Source organism: Acidobacteriota bacterium (genome assembly GCA_030949985.1).
In the GTDB taxonomy this organism is placed as follows: Bacteria; Acidobacteriota; Polarisedimenticolia; order J045; family J045; genus JALTMS01.
The window spans coordinates 1-16,434 of record JAUZRX010000044.1; the positions used below are offsets into that span (position 1 = coordinate 1).

At 69.9% G+C, this 16,434-nt stretch carries 13 protein-coding genes; 5 read left to right on the forward strand and 8 right to left on the reverse strand.

Translation table 11 applies throughout. The features are described 5' to 3' along the window. The first annotated feature begins 321 nt into the window (after window positions 1–321). From Q9Q40_10070 to Q9Q40_10090, 5 genes are all read left to right on the forward strand, one after another. Entirely contained in the window at window positions 322–993 is a 672-nt protein-coding gene (locus Q9Q40_10070; protein MDQ7007567.1) for a TetR/AcrR family transcriptional regulator, read from the forward strand. Beyond that, on the forward strand, window positions 990–2,432 hold the full coding sequence (locus Q9Q40_10075) for an efflux transporter outer membrane subunit (protein ID MDQ7007568.1): 1,443 nt from the start codon (window positions 990–992) through the stop codon (window positions 2,430–2,432). Before Q9Q40_10070 ends, Q9Q40_10075 begins: the two co-directional genes overlap by 4 nt. Beyond that, window positions 2,429–3,646, forward strand: a complete 1,218-nt coding sequence (locus Q9Q40_10080) for an efflux RND transporter periplasmic adaptor subunit (GenBank protein ID MDQ7007569.1) — start codon at window positions 2,429–2,431, stop codon at window positions 3,644–3,646. The genes Q9Q40_10075 and Q9Q40_10080 overlap by 4 nt, the downstream gene beginning before the upstream one ends. Then, a complete protein-coding gene (locus Q9Q40_10085) occupies window positions 3,643–6,834 on the forward strand; it encodes an efflux RND transporter permease subunit (GenBank protein MDQ7007570.1) in 3,192 nt (1,063 codons plus the stop codon). The genes Q9Q40_10080 and Q9Q40_10085 overlap by 4 nt, the downstream gene beginning before the upstream one ends. A gap of 231 nt (window positions 6,835–7,065) precedes the next feature. After that, window positions 7,066–8,436 (forward strand): hypothetical protein, encoded by a 1,371-nt coding sequence (locus Q9Q40_10090; protein ID MDQ7007571.1) that lies wholly within the window; start codon window positions 7,066–7,068, stop codon window positions 8,434–8,436. 41 nt (window positions 8,437–8,477) lie between these two features. Here Q9Q40_10090 and Q9Q40_10095 read toward each other — a convergent pair whose 3' ends face one another. Genes Q9Q40_10095 through argG form a run of 8 tightly spaced genes read right to left on the reverse strand, consistent with a single transcriptional unit; the run spans window position 8,478 to window position 16,406 of the window. Continuing rightward, on the reverse strand, window positions 8,478–8,927 hold the full coding sequence (locus Q9Q40_10095) for an arginine repressor (protein MDQ7007572.1): 450 nt from the start codon (window positions 8,925–8,927) through the stop codon (window positions 8,478–8,480). Window positions 8,928–8,958: 31 nt separating this feature from the next. After that, window positions 8,959–10,035 (reverse strand): M20/M25/M40 family metallo-hydrolase, encoded by a 1,077-nt coding sequence (locus Q9Q40_10100; GenBank protein MDQ7007573.1) that lies wholly within the window; start codon window positions 10,033–10,035, stop codon window positions 8,959–8,961. Next, on the reverse strand, window positions 10,032–10,949 hold the full coding sequence (argB, locus tag Q9Q40_10105) for an acetylglutamate kinase (GenBank protein ID MDQ7007574.1): 918 nt from the start codon (window positions 10,947–10,949) through the stop codon (window positions 10,032–10,034). Before argB ends, Q9Q40_10100 begins: the two co-directional genes overlap by 4 nt. Next, entirely contained in the window at window positions 10,949–11,965 is a 1,017-nt protein-coding gene (locus tag Q9Q40_10110) for an N-acetylornithine carbamoyltransferase (GenBank protein ID MDQ7007575.1), read from the reverse strand. The genes argB and Q9Q40_10110 overlap by 1 nt, the downstream gene beginning before the upstream one ends. Next, window positions 11,965–13,143 (reverse strand): aminotransferase class III-fold pyridoxal phosphate-dependent enzyme, encoded by a 1,179-nt coding sequence (locus Q9Q40_10115; protein ID MDQ7007576.1) that lies wholly within the window; start codon window positions 13,141–13,143, stop codon window positions 11,965–11,967. Before Q9Q40_10115 ends, Q9Q40_10110 begins: the two co-directional genes overlap by 1 nt. Then, the gene (argC, locus tag Q9Q40_10120; GenBank protein ID MDQ7007577.1) at window positions 13,137–14,174 is read right to left on the reverse strand and encodes an N-acetyl-gamma-glutamyl-phosphate reductase; all 1,038 of its coding nucleotides are present in this window, start codon (window positions 14,172–14,174) and stop codon (window positions 13,137–13,139) included. Before argC ends, Q9Q40_10115 begins: the two co-directional genes overlap by 7 nt. Then, the gene (locus tag Q9Q40_10125; protein MDQ7007578.1) at window positions 14,167–15,219 is read right to left on the reverse strand and encodes a hypothetical protein; all 1,053 of its coding nucleotides are present in this window, start codon (window positions 15,217–15,219) and stop codon (window positions 14,167–14,169) included. The genes argC and Q9Q40_10125 overlap by 8 nt, the downstream gene beginning before the upstream one ends. Further along, a complete protein-coding gene (gene argG / locus Q9Q40_10130) occupies window positions 15,216–16,406 on the reverse strand; it encodes an argininosuccinate synthase (protein MDQ7007579.1) in 1,191 nt (396 codons plus the stop codon). The genes Q9Q40_10125 and argG overlap by 4 nt, the downstream gene beginning before the upstream one ends. Window positions 16,407–16,434: the final 28 nt, after the last annotated feature.

Genomic DNA, 16,434 nt, shown 5'->3' on the forward strand with positions numbered 1-16,434 from the left:
CGAGGTGGACCTGCCGCCGACCTGGGAGGCGGTCTATCGCCGCCGCCTGCCCTTCCCGTCCCACCTGGAAGTCAAGCCCCACGACCTGAAGAACGCTTTCTGAGCGCGCCCGGCCGGCCCGGCCGATGGATCCCGGGGCGCTCCCGCGCCCGGCGGCGCCGGGAGGGGGGGCCTGCGGGCGCCGCCGGCGCGCTCCAAGGAGGCCGGTGCCCGGCGCCCCCCCGGCCGGGCAGCCGGGAACAACATTGTTCGCTCCACGGTGGTATATTGAAACGGTTGATTCAAGCGATTGATTGAAAAGTCTTCGAAGGCGGAGGGGGCGTGCCGGAAAAAACCACCAGAAGCCGCATTCTCGACGCTGCCGAACTGGCCTTTGCCGAATTCGGCTTCGATGGAGCCTCGCTGCGAGAGATCACCCAGCGGGCCCAGGCCAACGTGGCGGCGGTCAACTACCACTTCGGCTCCAAGGTCGATCTCTTCCGGGCGGTGCTCGCACGCCGCCTGGTGCCCCTGGCCGAGCGCCGCCTGACCCTCCTCGACGGGGAGCTGGCCCGCGCCCGTGAGGAGAATCGGCCTCCCCGACTCGAAGCCCTGCTGACGGCCTTCTTCGCCCCGGCCCTGGAGCTGCTCCACGGTGAGAGCCACGAACGCCGCGACCCTTTTCTGCGACTGATGGGCAAGGTGATGGCCGACCCGGCTCCCCGGATTCTCGACATCTTCCACGACCAGATCGCCGAAACCGCCCGACGCTACCGACAGGCCCTGGGCCAGGCCCTGCCGAGCCTCCCGCCGGAAGAGGTGGCCTGGTGCCTGAACTTCGCCGTCGGCGTGATGGTCCACCTGATGATCGGCCGGGAGCAGACCCGCCGCCTGGTGGGTGAGCTGGTCGACGTGGACGACGACCGGGGCGCCCTCGAACGCATGGTGGCCTTTTCCGCCGCAGGTTTTCGGGACGCCGTCCGGCGCCACGACGCCGGGAAAGGACAGAGATGATCCTCCGCCCGAGCATCCTCTCCGCGGGCGGGCTGGCCCTGGCCCTGGCCGGGGCCTGTACGGCGGTCCGTCCTCCGCTTCCCGCCCCCCCCGAGCCTCCCTCCACCTGGACCGCGCTGACATTCGAGACCGCGCCCGTCCCCGAGGATTGGATCGTCTCCCTGGGCAGCGCGGAACTCGCCCGGCTGGTGACCGAAGCCACCGACCGCAACCACGATCTGGGAGCGGCGGCGGCCCGGATCGAACAGGCGGTGGCCCTGGCCCGGATCGCCGGTGCCGACCGCCAGCCCCAGATCTCCGCCGGACTCAACGGCCGGCGTCAGCGCAGCGCCTTTTTCGGACTGCCCCTTCCCGGCTCGCGCCAGGGCGTGTTCGCCGTGCACACCACCACCTGGGGAGCCTCTCTCGACGTCTCCTGGGAAGCCGACCTGTGGGGCCGGCTGCGTGCCGCGCACCAGGCGACCCTGGCCGACCACCAGGCGGCACGTGCCCTGTTCGAAGGCGCGAGACTTTCCCTGGCCGCGCAGACCGCCAAGGCCTGGCTGGCAGTGGTGGCGGGCCGGGAGCAACTCGACCTGGCCCGCCGCATCCAACGCACCCACCAGCAGTCCCTGGAGGCGGCCGAGCGTCGATATCGGGCGGGGCGGATCACGATCAGCCAGGTGCGGGTCCGGCGCTCGGCCCTCGCCGCCGCCGACGCCACCGTGGCCGCCGCCGAGCGCCAGGTGGACGCGGCGCGCCGGCAACTCGAAGTCCTCACCGGACGCTACCCCGCGGGAAGCCTCGCACCCACCGAAGCCCTGCCCGAGGTGCCCGGCCCGGTACCCGCAGGACTTCCCGCCGAAATCCTCTCCCGCCGGCCCGACCTGCGCGCGGCGGAATGGCAGCTCGAGGCCGCCGACGCCCGCCTGCGCCAGGCCCACCGGGCGCGCTATCCCCGGTTGAACCTGACAGCCAGCGGAGGCTCCGCCTCGCCGGACCTGGGCCACCTGCTCGATTCCGATTTCAAGGTCTGGAGCCTGGCCACCGGGGTGCTGGCCCCCCTCTTCCAGGGCGGGCGGCTCGCCGCCGGCGAAGACCTGGCCTTCGCCCGTGCCCGGGAAGCCGCCGAGGCCTTCGCCCAGGCCCTGCTGCGAGCCTTCGCCGAAGTGGAAACGTTGCTCGCCGCCGAGCCGCGACTCCGGGCCGAGGAGTCCCAGGCCGAAGTGATCCTGCGCCAGGCCCAGGCCGACGCACGGCTGGCCGAGCGGCGCTACCGGGAAGGCCTGACCGCCCTCCCCGATCTGCTGGACGCACGGCAGCAGGTCTTCACGGCTCGCAGCCGGTGGATCGGCGCTCGACAGGCCCGACTGACCCACCGCATCGACTTGCATCTCGCTCTCGGTGGGGGATTCCTCCGTCCCGCCACCGACGACCCCACAGAGGTTTCCAGCCGATGACCGACCAACCTTCAGCCGCCACCGGAAGAGGCCCGCTGGCGCCACGTGTCGTGCTGCCGTTGTTGATCCTGCTGCTGGCCGTCGCGGCCACCGCGGCGATGATCCTGTTGCGCAAGCCGGTCACCCGGAAGGCGCCCCGCCCGCTGGCTCCGCTGGTGCGGGTGCAGGTCGTCCGGCCGGCGCCGGCCACCATGGTGGTACGCACCGAGGGCACGGTGGAGCCACGCACGGAAAGCACCCTGGTTGCCGAAGTGGGCGGACGGCTGATCTTCGTCGCCCCGGAGCTGGCGGCAGGCAGCTTCTTCGTCAAGGACGCGGTGCTGGCCCGCATCGATCCTGCGGACTACGTCGGCGCCCTGGCCCAGGCCGAGGCGGCGGTCAGCCAGGCCGAGGTGCGGCTGGCCCGGGAAGAGGCCGACGCCCGGTTGGCGTTGGAGGAGTGGGAAGCCGGCGAGGGCGGGCCGGCGCCGCCCCTGGTCAGCCACGAACTCCAACTCCGTGAGGCCCGGGCGGCGCTGGCCGCGGCCGAGGCGGTCCGCGACCAGGCTCGCCGTAACCTGGAGCGCACCACGCTCCGCGCGCCCTTCGACGGCCGGGTGCGGGCCCAACTGGTGGACCGGGGCCAGTACCTGCCTCCCGGCACGCCCCTGGCCCGAATCTACGCCACCGACTGGGTGGAGATTCCGCTGCCCCTGGGCGAGGACGAGGCGGGTTTCGTCGACCTGCCCCTGGCGCCGCGACCGGGCCGCTCCCCGCGGCCCGAGGTACGCATCACCTCCCGCTTCGGCGGCCAGCGCCACGTGTGGCGAGGGCGGATCGTGCGCATCGACGGCGCGGTGGATCCCCGCACACGGATGATTCGCGCCATCGCCCGGGTCGAGGACCCCTATGGCCGGAACAGCGGCGCCCAGCGGCCGCCGTTGACGCCGGGCTCTTTCGTGGAAGCCGAGATCGTCGGCAAGCGCCTGCCGCGGCTGATGGCCATACCCCGCGAGGCCCTGCGGGAAGGCGACGTGGTACTGGTCGTGGACGACGAGCAGCGCCTGCATCGACGACCGGTGGACATTTATCGCCTCGATGGCGAGACGGCCTGGATCGTCGGCGGCCTCGAGGACGGCGAGCGCGTCTGCCTGACCCCCCTGAGTCGGGTCGTCGACGGCATGCGAGTCCGTCCCTTCCCGCAGGAACCTTCCGACGAGGCGATCACGCCATGAAGCGCGTTTTCGCATGGTTCGTCGACAACCCCGTCGCCGCGAACCTGATCATGATCGCGATCGTCGCCGGCGGTCTGGCCACGGTAACCTCGATCAAGCGCGAAGTCTTCCCCGAGTTCAGCATGGACCGGGTCAGCATCACCGTGCCCTACCTGGGCGCCTCTCCCGAAGAGGTGGAACAGGCGGTTTGCCTGCGGGTGGAGGAAGCCATCGACGGCATCGACGGGGTCAAGCAGATCACGTCCCTGGCCAATGAAGGCGTGGCGCTGATCACCGCGGAGCTCTTCCCCGATGCCGACGGCCAGCGGGTGCTCGACGACATCAAATCCCGTGTCGACGCCATCGACACCTTTCCCGACGAGGTGGAAAAGCCCGTCATCGCCGAAATCACCAACCGCCGGCAAGTGATCAACGTGGCGATTGCGGGACAGACCGACGAACACACCTTGCGGGCCATCGGCGAAGAGGTGCGGGACGAGATCGCGGCCCTGCCCGGCATCACCATCGTCGAACTCACCGGCGTACGTCCCTACGAGATCTCCATCGAAATCTCCGAGGAACAACTTCGACGCTACGGGTTGACTTTCGATGCGGTCGCCCAGGCGGTGCGCCGCTCGTCCATCGATCTTCCAGGAGGCTCCCTCCGCACCCGGGGCGGCGAGATCCTCCTGCGGACCCAGGGCCAGGCCTACTCCGCCCGAGACTTCGAGAAGCTGCCGTTGATCGCGCTTCCCGACGGCAGTCGCCTGCACCTCGGCGACGTGGCGCGTGTGATCGACGGCTTCGCCGAGACGGACCAGGCGGCCCTCTTCGACGGCCAGCCGTCGGTGATGCTCAAGGTCTACCGGGTGGGCCAGGAGAACGCTCTCGACATCGCGGCCAAGGTCAAGGCCTACATCACCGAAGCCGAGCGGCGCCTGCCCGATGGCATCCACCTGACAACATGGCAGGACATGTCCAAGGTGCTGCGGGACCGCCAGGACCTGCTGATCCGCAACGGCCGCATGGGCTTCGTGCTTGTCTTCCTCATCCTCGCCCTCTTCCTTCGCATGCGCCTGGCCTTCTGGGTCAGCCTGGGCATTCCCATCTCTTTCCTCGGCGGGCTGTGGCTGATGCCCACCCTGGGCGTCTCGATCAACCTGATCTCCCTCTTCGCCTTCATCGTGGTGCTGGGCATCATCGTCGATGACGCCATCGTGGTCGGAGAGAATATCCACACCCGGCAAACCCTGACGGGCACCGGGGCCCAGGCAGCCGTGGACGGTGTCCACGAGGTGGGCGTGCCGGTGATCTTCGCCGTGCTGACCACCGTGGCGGCTTTCGTTCCCCTGCTGCACGTGGAAGGCATGACGGGCAAGATCATGCGGGTCATCCCGCTGATCGTGATCCCCACCCTCCTCTTTTCCCTGGTCGAGTCCCTGCTGGTTCTGCCCGTGCACCTGCGCCACCTCAGGCCGCCCCGGGACGAGACGGCCCTCTGGGCTCCCGTACGGGCCTGGCGGCGCCTGCAGCAAGGCTTCGCCCGTCGCGTGCAGCTCTTCGTGGACCGGATCTACCGGCCGAGCCTGGAACTGGGGTTGCGCTGGCGCTACGCGGTCTTGGCCGTCGGGGCGGCCAGCCTGCTGCTCACGGCCGGCCTGGTGCGGGGCGGCTACATCAAGTTCACCTTCTTTCCGGAGGTGGAGGCCGACTTCGTCACCGCCGATCTGACCATGCCCCAAGGCACCCCCGTCGAGCGCACCCTCGAGGCCATTGGCCGGATCGAGGCCGCCGCACGCCGGGTGCAGGCGCGGCTCGACCGCGAGGCCGGCGAGGGCCGGCCGATATTCCGCCATGTGCTCGCCTCGGTCGGTGAACAGCCGGTGCGGGACATCCGCGGTTCCAACGGCGGCCAGATCGCGGATCGCGCCTCGGGATCTCACCTGGGCGAAGTGGCCATCGAACTGGCCCCCGCGGAAGAGCGTTCGATTTCGAGCACGCGCATCGTGCAGCTCTGGCGTGAGGCCCTGGATCCGATACCCGACGCCCTGGAACTGACCTTCTCCTCGTCGCTCTTCTCCCCCGGTGCGCCGATCGAGATCCAGCTCTCCGGAACGGAAGTGGGCGACCTGCAGCAGGCGGCGACGGAACTCAAGAACGCGCTGGCGGGATATCCCGGCGTCTACGACGTGGCCGACAGCTTCCGTCCGGGCAAGAAGGAGATTCGCTTCGAGATGCTGCCGGCCGCCGAGAGCCTCGGGCTGACACTTTCCGACGTGGCCCGCCAGGTGCGCCAGGCCTTCTACGGCGAGGAGGCCCAGCGGGTGCAGCGCGGCCGCTACGACGTCCGTGTGATGGTGCGCTATCCAGCTCGACAGCGACGCAACCTGGGCGACCTGGACCGCATGCGCATTCGCACCTCCGACGGTGTCGGGGTGCCCCTGGCCCACGTGGCCCGGACCACCGTCGGCCGGGGCTATGCCACCATCCGCCGCGTGGACCGGGCGCGGGTGATCAGCGTCACGGCCAACGTGGATGACGCCCGGGGCAACGCAGAAGAGATACTGGCCGGCGTGCGGGGCGGCGAACTCCCCGAGATCCTCTCCCGGCACCCGGGTGTGCGCTATACCCTCGAGGGCCAGCAGCGTGAGCAGCGCGATACGATCAGCGGCCTGACGCGCGGCTTCATCATCGCCCTGGTGGCGATCTACGGGCTGATGGCCATCCCCTTCCGCTCCTACATCCAACCGGTGGTCGTGATGACGGCCATTCCCTTCGGACTGGTCGGAGCGGTGTGGGGGCACGTGGTGATGGGCATGAACCTGACGATCCTCTCGGCCTTCGGGGCGGTGGCCCTGACGGGGGTGGTGGTCAACGACTCGCTGGTGATGGTGGACTACGTCAACCGCCGACGAAGGGAAGGCCTGTCCCTGCACCAGGCGGTGCGCACCGCGGGCGTCGCTCGCTTCCGCCCGATCCTGCTGACTTCCCTGACCACCTTCGCCGGGCTGACGCCCCTGCTGCTCGAGAAGAGCATGCAGGCCCAGTTCCTGATTCCGATGGCGATCAGCCTGGGCTTCGGGGTCATCTTCGCGACCTTCGTGACCCTGATCCTGGTCCCCGCCACCTACCTGATCCTCGAGGACATCCGCGCCGGGCTGGGCTTTCCATCCAGTGCCGACTATGGGGAGCAGCATCTCTCCGGCTAACCACGCCGGGAATCCAGTGCATCCGCACCTCACGGAGGGGTGACCGCCATGGTGAACGTCGCCTCGTCGAAGAAAACGGCAACCCCGGCGGCGACCGCGAAGGGATGGGAGACGCAAACCCGGGAATCCCCGCTCCAGGATCCATCCGGCATCGCCCCCCGGATGCGACCGGGGCGCGTTTGTCCTGGGAATCCATTGGAATCCGATGCCTGCGGGCTGTATCTTCTCGAAGTGAAAATTCCCACTCCGGCACCTCTCGCACCCCGTTGCCTTCGAGGGCTCGCCGCACTCGCGGTCCTCTACGCCACGGTGGCCGTCGCCCGCTCCGCGTGTCTTCCGGACGGACTGGAGTTGACGGCTCTCAAGGGCCCGGCGGCAAACGAGGTCACCCTGCGCTGGACCGGGGCGGACCCGGGTTTCGAACTCTACGGGTCGGAAGACCCGACCGCGGTCGTCACTCCCGAAAACCTGCTGACCAGCACGCGGGAGCGAGAGTGGATCGACAGCCAGCCGACGGGGCACGTCAGGTACTACCTCGTTCGCTCTTCCTCGTCGCTTCAACAACTCGGCTTCGAGAGCCAGGGCCCGGACGGCGACTTCGACCTGGACCTGGGCGTGGCCGAGGGCCTTTGGAGAGGGCGGGCCGGGGCCTTCGGCGCCTATTCCCGGGTCGCTTCCGGCCCGGCTTCCTTCACCCTCGTACGTACGGAACTCGGCTTCGTCGACGCCGCCGCGCCGCGATGCGTGGTGGCCGTCACGGACATCAACGACATCACCCCCGCAAGCGATCCCCAGTTCGGTGAGCTGCGGTGGGTGCACGAGGTTCCAACGGTCACCTGGCGCCGAAAGAACGGTGAATGGGACCTGTTCTACCAAACCTATCCGGAGGACGCATCCGGCGAAAGACTGTTCGACTACAGCTGGATCGCGCACAAGTCGATGCGCAACCGGCCGACTCCCGATGCCGAACCGGACATCGACACCCTGAGCGCGAAAGAACGGCGCTTGTTCGCCGGACTGGCGTACAACGACCGCCTGACGGCTGCCACCGATCCTTGGGCCCATGGCGAGCCGATCGACCCGGTGCCGGCGAACACGAAGTACCTCGTCTATACCGAGCCCGGTGGCCACGTCTCCCGGGGCAAGCTCTATCTTGCGCTGTCGGCCATGTTCTGCCCCGATGGGGGCGCGTGTGAAGGCGATATCGTCCTGCTCAGGAGCGCCGACGGAGAAGCCTGGGAGTACCTCGGTGTCCTCCTCGCGGCGGACGACGCCAAACCCTTCGGGGCCTTCTTCTCGTATTTCACGGCGCCCGCGATTTACCGCAGCCCTGACGACGACACACTGCGCCTGATCGTCACCCCCGCCAATACATTCGATGTCTACCAGGGCCTGTATGAATTCGAAATCGAAGACCTCGACGCGGCGCGCGTCCTGCGCAACGCCCAGGGGCGACCGATTCCCCGCTTCGAACTTCCCCCCGAAAGTCCACTGGTGCACACCGGCGCCGGCAGCTTTCACCACGGCCTGCGGCAGAGGATCGTCGGGAAACACTTCCCCGAAGAACCAGGACGCTTCCGCGTCTTTACCCACGAGCCCTGAGCGCGACGCACGCCTCGCGGGCGCCGCGACCGCAAGCCGCGTCAATCCCGCAAGTGGAGCCGGCGAGCCAGGCTGCCGGCAAAAGAAGCCGCACCGGGAGGCGTGTCGACAGCGACGAAGACCGTGTCGTCCCCGGCCACGCTGCCCACCAGTCCGGGCAGGTCCAGGTCGTCGATGGCCAGACCCACGGCACTGGCCTCGCCGGGGGGAGTGATCAGCACCACCAGGTTTTCACCGGCGGTACGCACACCGAGCACTGACGCTTTCAGGCGCGCTTGGCGGGGGTCGTCTTCGGGAACGGCCTGGGCGGGAGGAGCGTAGCAACCGTCCACCTTGACCAGGCGCAGGGCCGTGATGTCCCGGGATACCGAGGCCTGGCTGACCGGGAAACCCAGGTCCTCGAGGGCTTCGACCAGTTCCTGCTGGGTGGAGATCTTCCGACGACGCACGAGCTGCTGAATGGCCCGCCGACGACGCTGACTGGCTCTCATCCCCGTGACTCTCCCCTCTGCGGCGCGCTCCTCACGCCAGGAAGGCCCGCGCCAGGTCCAGATAGAGTCGAACCCCTTCTTCCACTTCGGTCAGCGGCATCGCCTCCCGACTGGTGTGCGACAGGCGGGAATCCCCCGGCCCGAGCTTGATGGCGTCCACATCCCGCAGGAAGACCCAGTCCGAAGACGTGGGCGAGGCGAAGGGTACGGCGTCGGGCCGCTGCTCGAGCAGCAAGGCGAGCAGCCGCGAGCCTTCCGGTGTGCGGGCGGGGCGCAGCCGGTCGGAGATCACGCGTATCTCGGCTCCCATGGCATCGGCCAGGCGCCGACGCAGCGTATCGTAGTCCGCCACGGGCGTGGTGCGTACATCCAGCACGACACTCGCCCTCTCCGGCGTCACATTGCGGGCGCTGCCTGCCTGCATCACCGTGGGCGTAGCCACCGTCCGTCCCAGAACGGAATCTTTCGGCGCCAGCTCCAGGCCCTCCAACCGGGCCAGGCCCCGCACCGCGGCGTCCAGGGCGCTTGCGGGACGTGCCTCCAGCTCCGCGGCCCAGCCCGCGTGAACGGCCGCCCCCTCCCAGATCGCCTCGAGGATCAGCAGACCCCGCTGGGCGATACAGGGCTCGAGACCGGTGGGCTCGCCCACCACCGCTCCATCCGGGGGGGATCCGAGGGCCTCGAGAGCGCGGGGCATGGAAGTGTGGCGGGTCTCCTCCCCGTAGGTCGCCAGCACCACCAGGCGACCCCGACGCGGCCCCCCCTCCGCAGCCAGGCGCGCCGCGGCCGCGCACATGGCGCTCAGCGGCCCCTTGGCATCGACCGCACCGCGGCCCCACAGGGCACCATCGCGCACGACAGCGGCGAAGGGATCGACCTCCCAGGCATCTCCCGCGGGCACCGTGTCCAGGTGAGAGGCCAGCAGCAGGGTGGGTCCCGGAGCGGCACCGGGCACCTCGATGCGCACCGCCGCCTCGTCCCGCGAGGCGGCCAGTCCCGCCGCCGCCGCCCACCGCTCGAGACAGGCGGCCACCTTTCCTTCCTCGCCGGAAGGGCTGGGAATCCGCACCAGGGCGGCGAGCAGTTCAGTCGCGGAAGCGTCGCTCAATGCTCTTTCTCCCGGTAGCTCTCCGCCTCGCGCTGCCCGACGATCATCGTCCCCGCCCCGGCACCGGTGAACAGCTCGATCAGGAGCGAATCCTCGGCCCGGCCGTCGATGATGTGGGTCCGCTTGACGCCTCCCTTCACCGCCCGCAGGCAGGCCTCCACCTTGGGCCGCATGCCGGCGCTGATCGCGCCGCTCTCGAGCATCTCGAGCAGATCCTCAGGCGAGGCGAAGGTCACCAGGCTCGAGGAGTCGTCCACATCCCGCAGCAGGCCCGGACTGGAAGTGAGAAAGATCAGCTTCTTGGCCTCCAGGGCCACGGCCAGCCGTTCGGCGATGGTGTCCGCGTTGACGTTGAGCACCCGCCCCTCGTCCGTGGCGGCCAGGGAAGCCACCACGGGCACGTAGTGGCGGGCGACGAGAGTCTCGATCAGGGTGGGATCCACCGCGGTCACGTCTCCCACCTCGCCGTAGTCCACCTCGCGCCGACTGCCATCGTCGTCCTTGACGGTGACCTTCTCCCTCCGCCGGGCGGTGATCAGGTTGGCGTCCACCCCCGACAGGCCCACGCCCCGCACACCCTGGCTGCGCAGGGCGGCGAGCAACTCCACGTTGAGCTGGCCGGCGAAGACCATCTTGGCCACCTCCAGGGTGGCGGGGCTGGTCACTCGCCTGCCGGCGACGATCTCCACGGGAACTCCCAGCTCCCGGCTCAGGCGAGTGGCCTGGGGTCCGCCGCCATGGACCACCACCAGGCGAATCGACAAGGAATCGAGCAGGGCGACCTGCATGGCCAGGTTGCGCACCGCCCGGGGATCGCCCAGGGTCTCGCCACCGATCTTCAGCACGAAGGTCTGTCGGCGATAGAGCCGTGTGTAGTCCAGCGCGCCCTTGAGGGCCGCCACCAGTTCACTCATCAGGCATCTCCCAGCAGGTCGAGCAACAAGGCCCGCTGCACGTGCAGACGATTCTCCGCCTGGTCGGTGACCACCGACCAGGGGCCGTCGAGCACACCATCGGTGACGATCACGTTGCGGCGCAGGGGCAGGCAGTGCATCAGCCTGCCCTGCCCCCCCGCGGTGCGCGCCATCAGGTCCTCGTCGATCCGCCAGTGCCGCAGGCCCGCCCGGCCCCGGGCCTCGCTCTCCGCATCGCCATAGCGCCGGAGGCTGCCCCAGCTCTTGGCGTAGACGATTTCGGCGCCCTCCATGGCGGCGTTGAGATCGTCGGTGGTGCTCACGCTTCCGCCGTTGCGACCCGCCATCGCCTCGATGGCCCGCATGTCTTCCGGGTCGAGATCGAAACCCCGGGGCCGGGCGATGACCACCTCCATCCCTTCCCGTGACGCCGCCAGGGCCGCGCTGACGGGAACGGCGGTGGGCAGGGCCCGGGGGTGCCAGCACCAGGCCAGCACGAAACGCTTGCCCCGGGGCGTGCCGAGCTGCTCGCGAATCGTCAGGGCGTCGGCCAGACCCTGGCAGGGATGGCGCCGGGCGGACTCCAGGTTGATCACGCCGACGCCCGCCTCGCGGGCGACGATCTTCAGCACCTCGTCCCGACGCGCCTCTTCCCAGGTGGGCGCCGAGGGAAAGGCGCGCACACCGAGCAGATCACCGTAGCGTCCGAGCACCCGGGCCGCATCCACCAGGTGTTCGGCGGCGTCACCATCCATCACCACTCCCGGGCGGGTTTCAAAGCCCCATACCCCCTTGCCCGGCTCGAGAGCGATACACGCGCCGCCGTGGCGCAACATGGCCACCTCGAAGGAGGCCCGGGTGCGCAGGGAGGGATTGAAAAAGAGATTGGCCAGGACCCGGCCCTCCAGAGCCCGGGGCTGGGGATCCCGCCCGGCCTTGAGTTGGGCGGCCCGGTCGAGCAGCGCCCCGATGGCCGCGTCGTCCCACTCGTCGGTGGCCAGCATCTGCCTGGACATCATTGTCCCTCCCGAGAAGATTCCAGCACTTCCTTCAACGTCCGCAAAAAGAGTTCGATTTCGCTGTCGTCGATCACCAGCGGCGGCAGCAGGCGCAACACGTCGGGGTCGGCGGAAGTCCCGGTCAACACGCCGCTGGCGAAAAGGGCGCGGATCACCGGTCGCACCGGCCGGTCCAGGCGCACCCCCATCAGCAATCCGCGCCCCTCCACACCCACCACGCCCGGCATCACCGCCATCGCATCCGCGAGGCGCCGGCCGTGTTCGAGGGCCCGTCGGGCCCGCCCCTCCTCGGCCAGGGCGGCCAGGTTGGCGGCGGCGGCGGCGCAGGGAATGGGAGCCCCGCCGAAGGTGCTGCCCAGATCTCCCGTGGACAGTCCATCGCAGACCGCCGTGGTGGCCAGCACCGCTCCCAGGGGCAGACCGGCGGCGATGCCCTTGGCCAGGGTCAGCAGGTCGGGTTGCACTCCCATCTCGACGCCGGCGCTCAAGCCTCCGCAGCGCAGACAACCCGACTGCACCTCGTCGAAGATCAGCACCGCACCGGCGGCGTCGCAAGCTTCCCGCAGGGCCTGCAGAAACTCCGGGCTGGCGACACGCGCACCGGCCAGGCCCTGGACCGGCTCGACGATCACCGCCGCCACTTCCTCGTCGATGCCGGCCCGGGCAGCGGCCGCGTCGTTCCAGGGAAGCCGCCGCGTGAACGCCCCGAGAGCCTCCCCCGCTGCGCTGGCGAGGGCCGACGCGCGGTAGGGCCTGAGTCCGGCCAGCACCAGGGTGGCCAGCGTGCGTCCATGGAAAGCCCCTTCGAAGCAGACGACGCGCGAGCGACCCGTGCGGCGGCGAGCCAGGGCCAGGGCCTGCTCGTTGGCCTCCGCGCCGCTGTTGACGAAAAACGCCCGGGTCAATCCCGGAGGAGTCAGGGTGCCCAGCACCCGCAGCAGCCGTTCGCGGGGCTCGGAACGCAGGGCGCTGGAATAGAAGATCAGCTTTTCCGCCTGCTCGCGGATCGCCGCCACGACCCGCGGGTGGCAGTGGCCCGAGCCGGCCACCGCGTGCCCCGCGTAGAAATCCAGGTAGCGGCGCCCTCCCCGGTCCCAGAGGTAGCTGCCCTCGGCGCGGGCCACCTCCAGGGGCCAGCGACTGTAGACCGGCATCTCCATCAACGGGCTCAGCATGGATAGATCCCTCCGAACTCGAGACCCGCCGTCTCCTCCAGGCCCAGGGCCAGGTTCATGCCCTGGACGGCCTGGCCCGCGGCCCCCTTGACGAGGTTGTCGATGGCTACGCAGCAGATCAGCTCCCGCCCCCGGCGGCGGGTGGCGGCGTGAAGGTGGGCATGGTTCGTCCCCACCACCGCCGCCAGCTCGGGAGGCTGATCGAGAAGGTGGACGAAGGGGCGGCCCTCGAGCGCCTCCCGGTAGGGAACCGTCGCGTCGCCCAGGGGCTGGTCGAGCCACACCCGGGCCGAGAGGTGGATGCCCCGCACCAGGGGTGCGGAATGCACGATCAACGAAGGCTCGGCGGCCGCCTCGTCGTGGCGCAGGAGTTCATCGATCACCTCCGCCTGGTGGCGATGCCCCTCGAGGGCGTAAGCAAAGAAGTTGTGTGCCCGTACCGGGTGATGGGTCGTGCGCCGGGGGTGGACTCCCGCCCCCGTCGATCCGGTGACGGCGAAGCAGGCCGGCGGATGGGAGAGCAAACCCGCCCGCGCCAGGGGAACGAGGGCGAGCAGGCAAGCGGTGGCGAAGCAACCGGGCGCGGCCAGCAAGCGCTTGCCTTCGAGATCTCCGCCCTTGAGATCCGCCAGGGCGTAGGTGAAGGATCCGAGCAAGCCGGTGGCGCGATGCTCCCCATAGGTCCTGGCGAAGCGAAGCGGATCGGCCAGGCGGAAGTCGGCGGACAGGTCCACGATCAGCCGCGCCGGACCGGCCACGACGGCTTCCATCAGATCCTGAGATTTCCCATGGGGCAGAGCCAGGAACAGCACGTCGGCCCAGCGGCCCGCCTCCACGGGATCGGCGGCCTCAAGCGTCAGCGGCGGTCCGTGACGCAGGGCCGGGTGCACGGCCGCGGCGGGTTCACCAGCCCGACTTTCGGAAAAGGCCCGCAAGCTTCCGACCGCGGGGTGCACCGCGAGCAGGCGCAGCAACTCGCCTCCGACGAAGCCGGCCGCTCCGAGTACCGCGACCTTCAGCCCGCTAGTCATCGAGGGCCTTCCGAATCACCGCCACCAGCCCCGAGGCGTCGCGCCGCGCGTTGTGCGCCGGCAGGCCCAGGTGTTCGCGGACGAAGGTGGTCCCCACCTGGTTGTCCGTGACGGGACCGGTGAGCACGGTGGGCCGGCAGGCGAAACGCTCGGTCAGGAGCCGGATCGCGCCCCAGGCGCCGACCTGGTCCGGCGCACAGACCACCAGGGCGCGACAGCGCGCCATCAACTCCTGGTCTTCGAGCAGGCGTCCGACGCCGTATTCTCCGAGCAAACCGTCACCGAGTTCAGCGACCACCACGTCGGGGCTCACCTCCTCGGCCAGATGGTTGAGCAGGCCTCGGGCGGCGGGCAGCACGTCGTCGTCGTGGGTCGAGACGATCCCCGCGTCGTTGAAACTCAGTCCGGCCACCGCTCCCGCGTCGGTCATCGCCAGGGTATCCCGCCTGAGGGACACCCCCGTCAGCTTCACCGCGGCGACCCTACGCCCGGCGCGGAACAATCCCCGGACGATCTCGGTGGCGGCGACGGTCTTGCCGGAGTTCATGCAGGTGCCGGCGACGAGCACCAGCGGCGCCTCCAGTCGCAGGTGTGCGGCCGCGGGAATCGCCCCGGCGCCGATAGAGGCGGGGACCCCCACCCGGTCGCCGGTGCCCGGAAAGCTCAGGACGGCCCCCAGCACCTCGGCCTCGAAGGGCGGACCGAGATCCGGATTCTCCGCCGTGCAGCACCCGAGCACACCACCGAGGTTGAGGACATGGAGCCGGTCGCCGACGGCGATCTTCTCCGGCACGGTCCCCGCGTAACCCCGCAGGGCGCGCCGGGTGCCCAGGGTGCCCGCCAGTACGTCCCCCCGGTGAAGGCGGATCATCCGCCCCGTGGGGTCCTCGATGCGGTTGTAGGCACTCTTGTCGTTGAGCAGGCGGACGGCCAGCACGTAGCCCTCCCGCGCCTCGATGCGGTCACCCACGATCACCTCCCGCTCCAGCCGCGCGTTTCGGGTGGAGGAGGCGATGCGATCGAGGCGCAGCCGACTGGTTCTCATGCGCCTTCTCTCCTGGCGCGACCATGGGCCAGCCGGGAGGGAATCGCGGCGATGGCGGCGAAGGCCTCGGCCTGCTCGCCGGTCCACAGGCTGTGGGTCTCGCCGTAACGGGCCACCCCGGCATCGAACAGGCTGGCGGGGGATTCCACACCGACGACCTGGAAGTGCCCCCGGTCGAGACGCACCCGGGTCCGCCCCGTCACTCGCTTCTGGGAAGAGGCGATCAGGGCGCGGATGTCGTCCATCACCGGATCGAGGGCCTGCCCCTCGTGGAGACGGTCGCCGAAGAAGCGGGCCAGGTGATCCTTCCAGAAGGCCTGCCAGCGGGTCAGGACGATCTTCTCCAGCTCCCGGTGGGCCGCGATGAGGATCAGCGCCGCCGCGGCCTCGAAGCCGATCCGGCCCTTGATCCCCAGCACGGTCTCACCGATGTGGATACCTCGGCCGATTCCGTAAGGCGCGGCCAGGGCGGCGAGAGCCTCGACCAGATCCGGCCCGGCCAGGGGCTCTTCGTTCAGGGTCACCGGCAGGCCCTCCTCCCAGCCGAGGATCACCTCCCCGACGGCCGGAGCTTCCCCCGCCGGGGGAAAAGCGTCCTCGGGCGGCGGCGTCCAGGGATCGTGGGTCCACTCCCCGCCGAAGGTGGTGCCCCACAAACCCTGGTTGACCGAGTAGCGGCCGCTCCCCTCGGGCACCGGCAGACCCCGCTCCCGCAAGTAGGCCTGGCTCGCCTCCCGGCTCAGCCCCAGGCTGCGCACGGGAGCGATGATCGGCAACTCGGGCAACAGCGTGCGGAAGACGATGTCGAAGCGCACCTGATCGTTGCCCGCCCCGGTGGAGCCGTGGGCCACGGCGTCGGCCCCCAGGCGGCGCGCGAGGGCGGCGACTTCCATCGCCTGCTGCGTTCGCTCGGCCGCCACCGAGAGGGGGTAGACTTCCCCGCGCAGTACGTTGCCCCGAATCAGCGTGGAGACGAAGCCGTCCCACACCGCCTGGCGGGCATCGATCTCGTGATGCTCGGCAGCCCCCACGGCGCGGGCCTGGCGAGCGATGGCGTCGAGTTGGGAGCGCGGGATGCCCCCCGTATCGACAATCGCGGTGATGACTTCCGCCCCCTTGGTTTCCTGTAACCAGGGGACACAGAAAGACGTATCCAACCCCCCGCTGAATGCGAGCACGATGCGCACGGTCGAACCCTCCGCCCGCCGGGCGGGG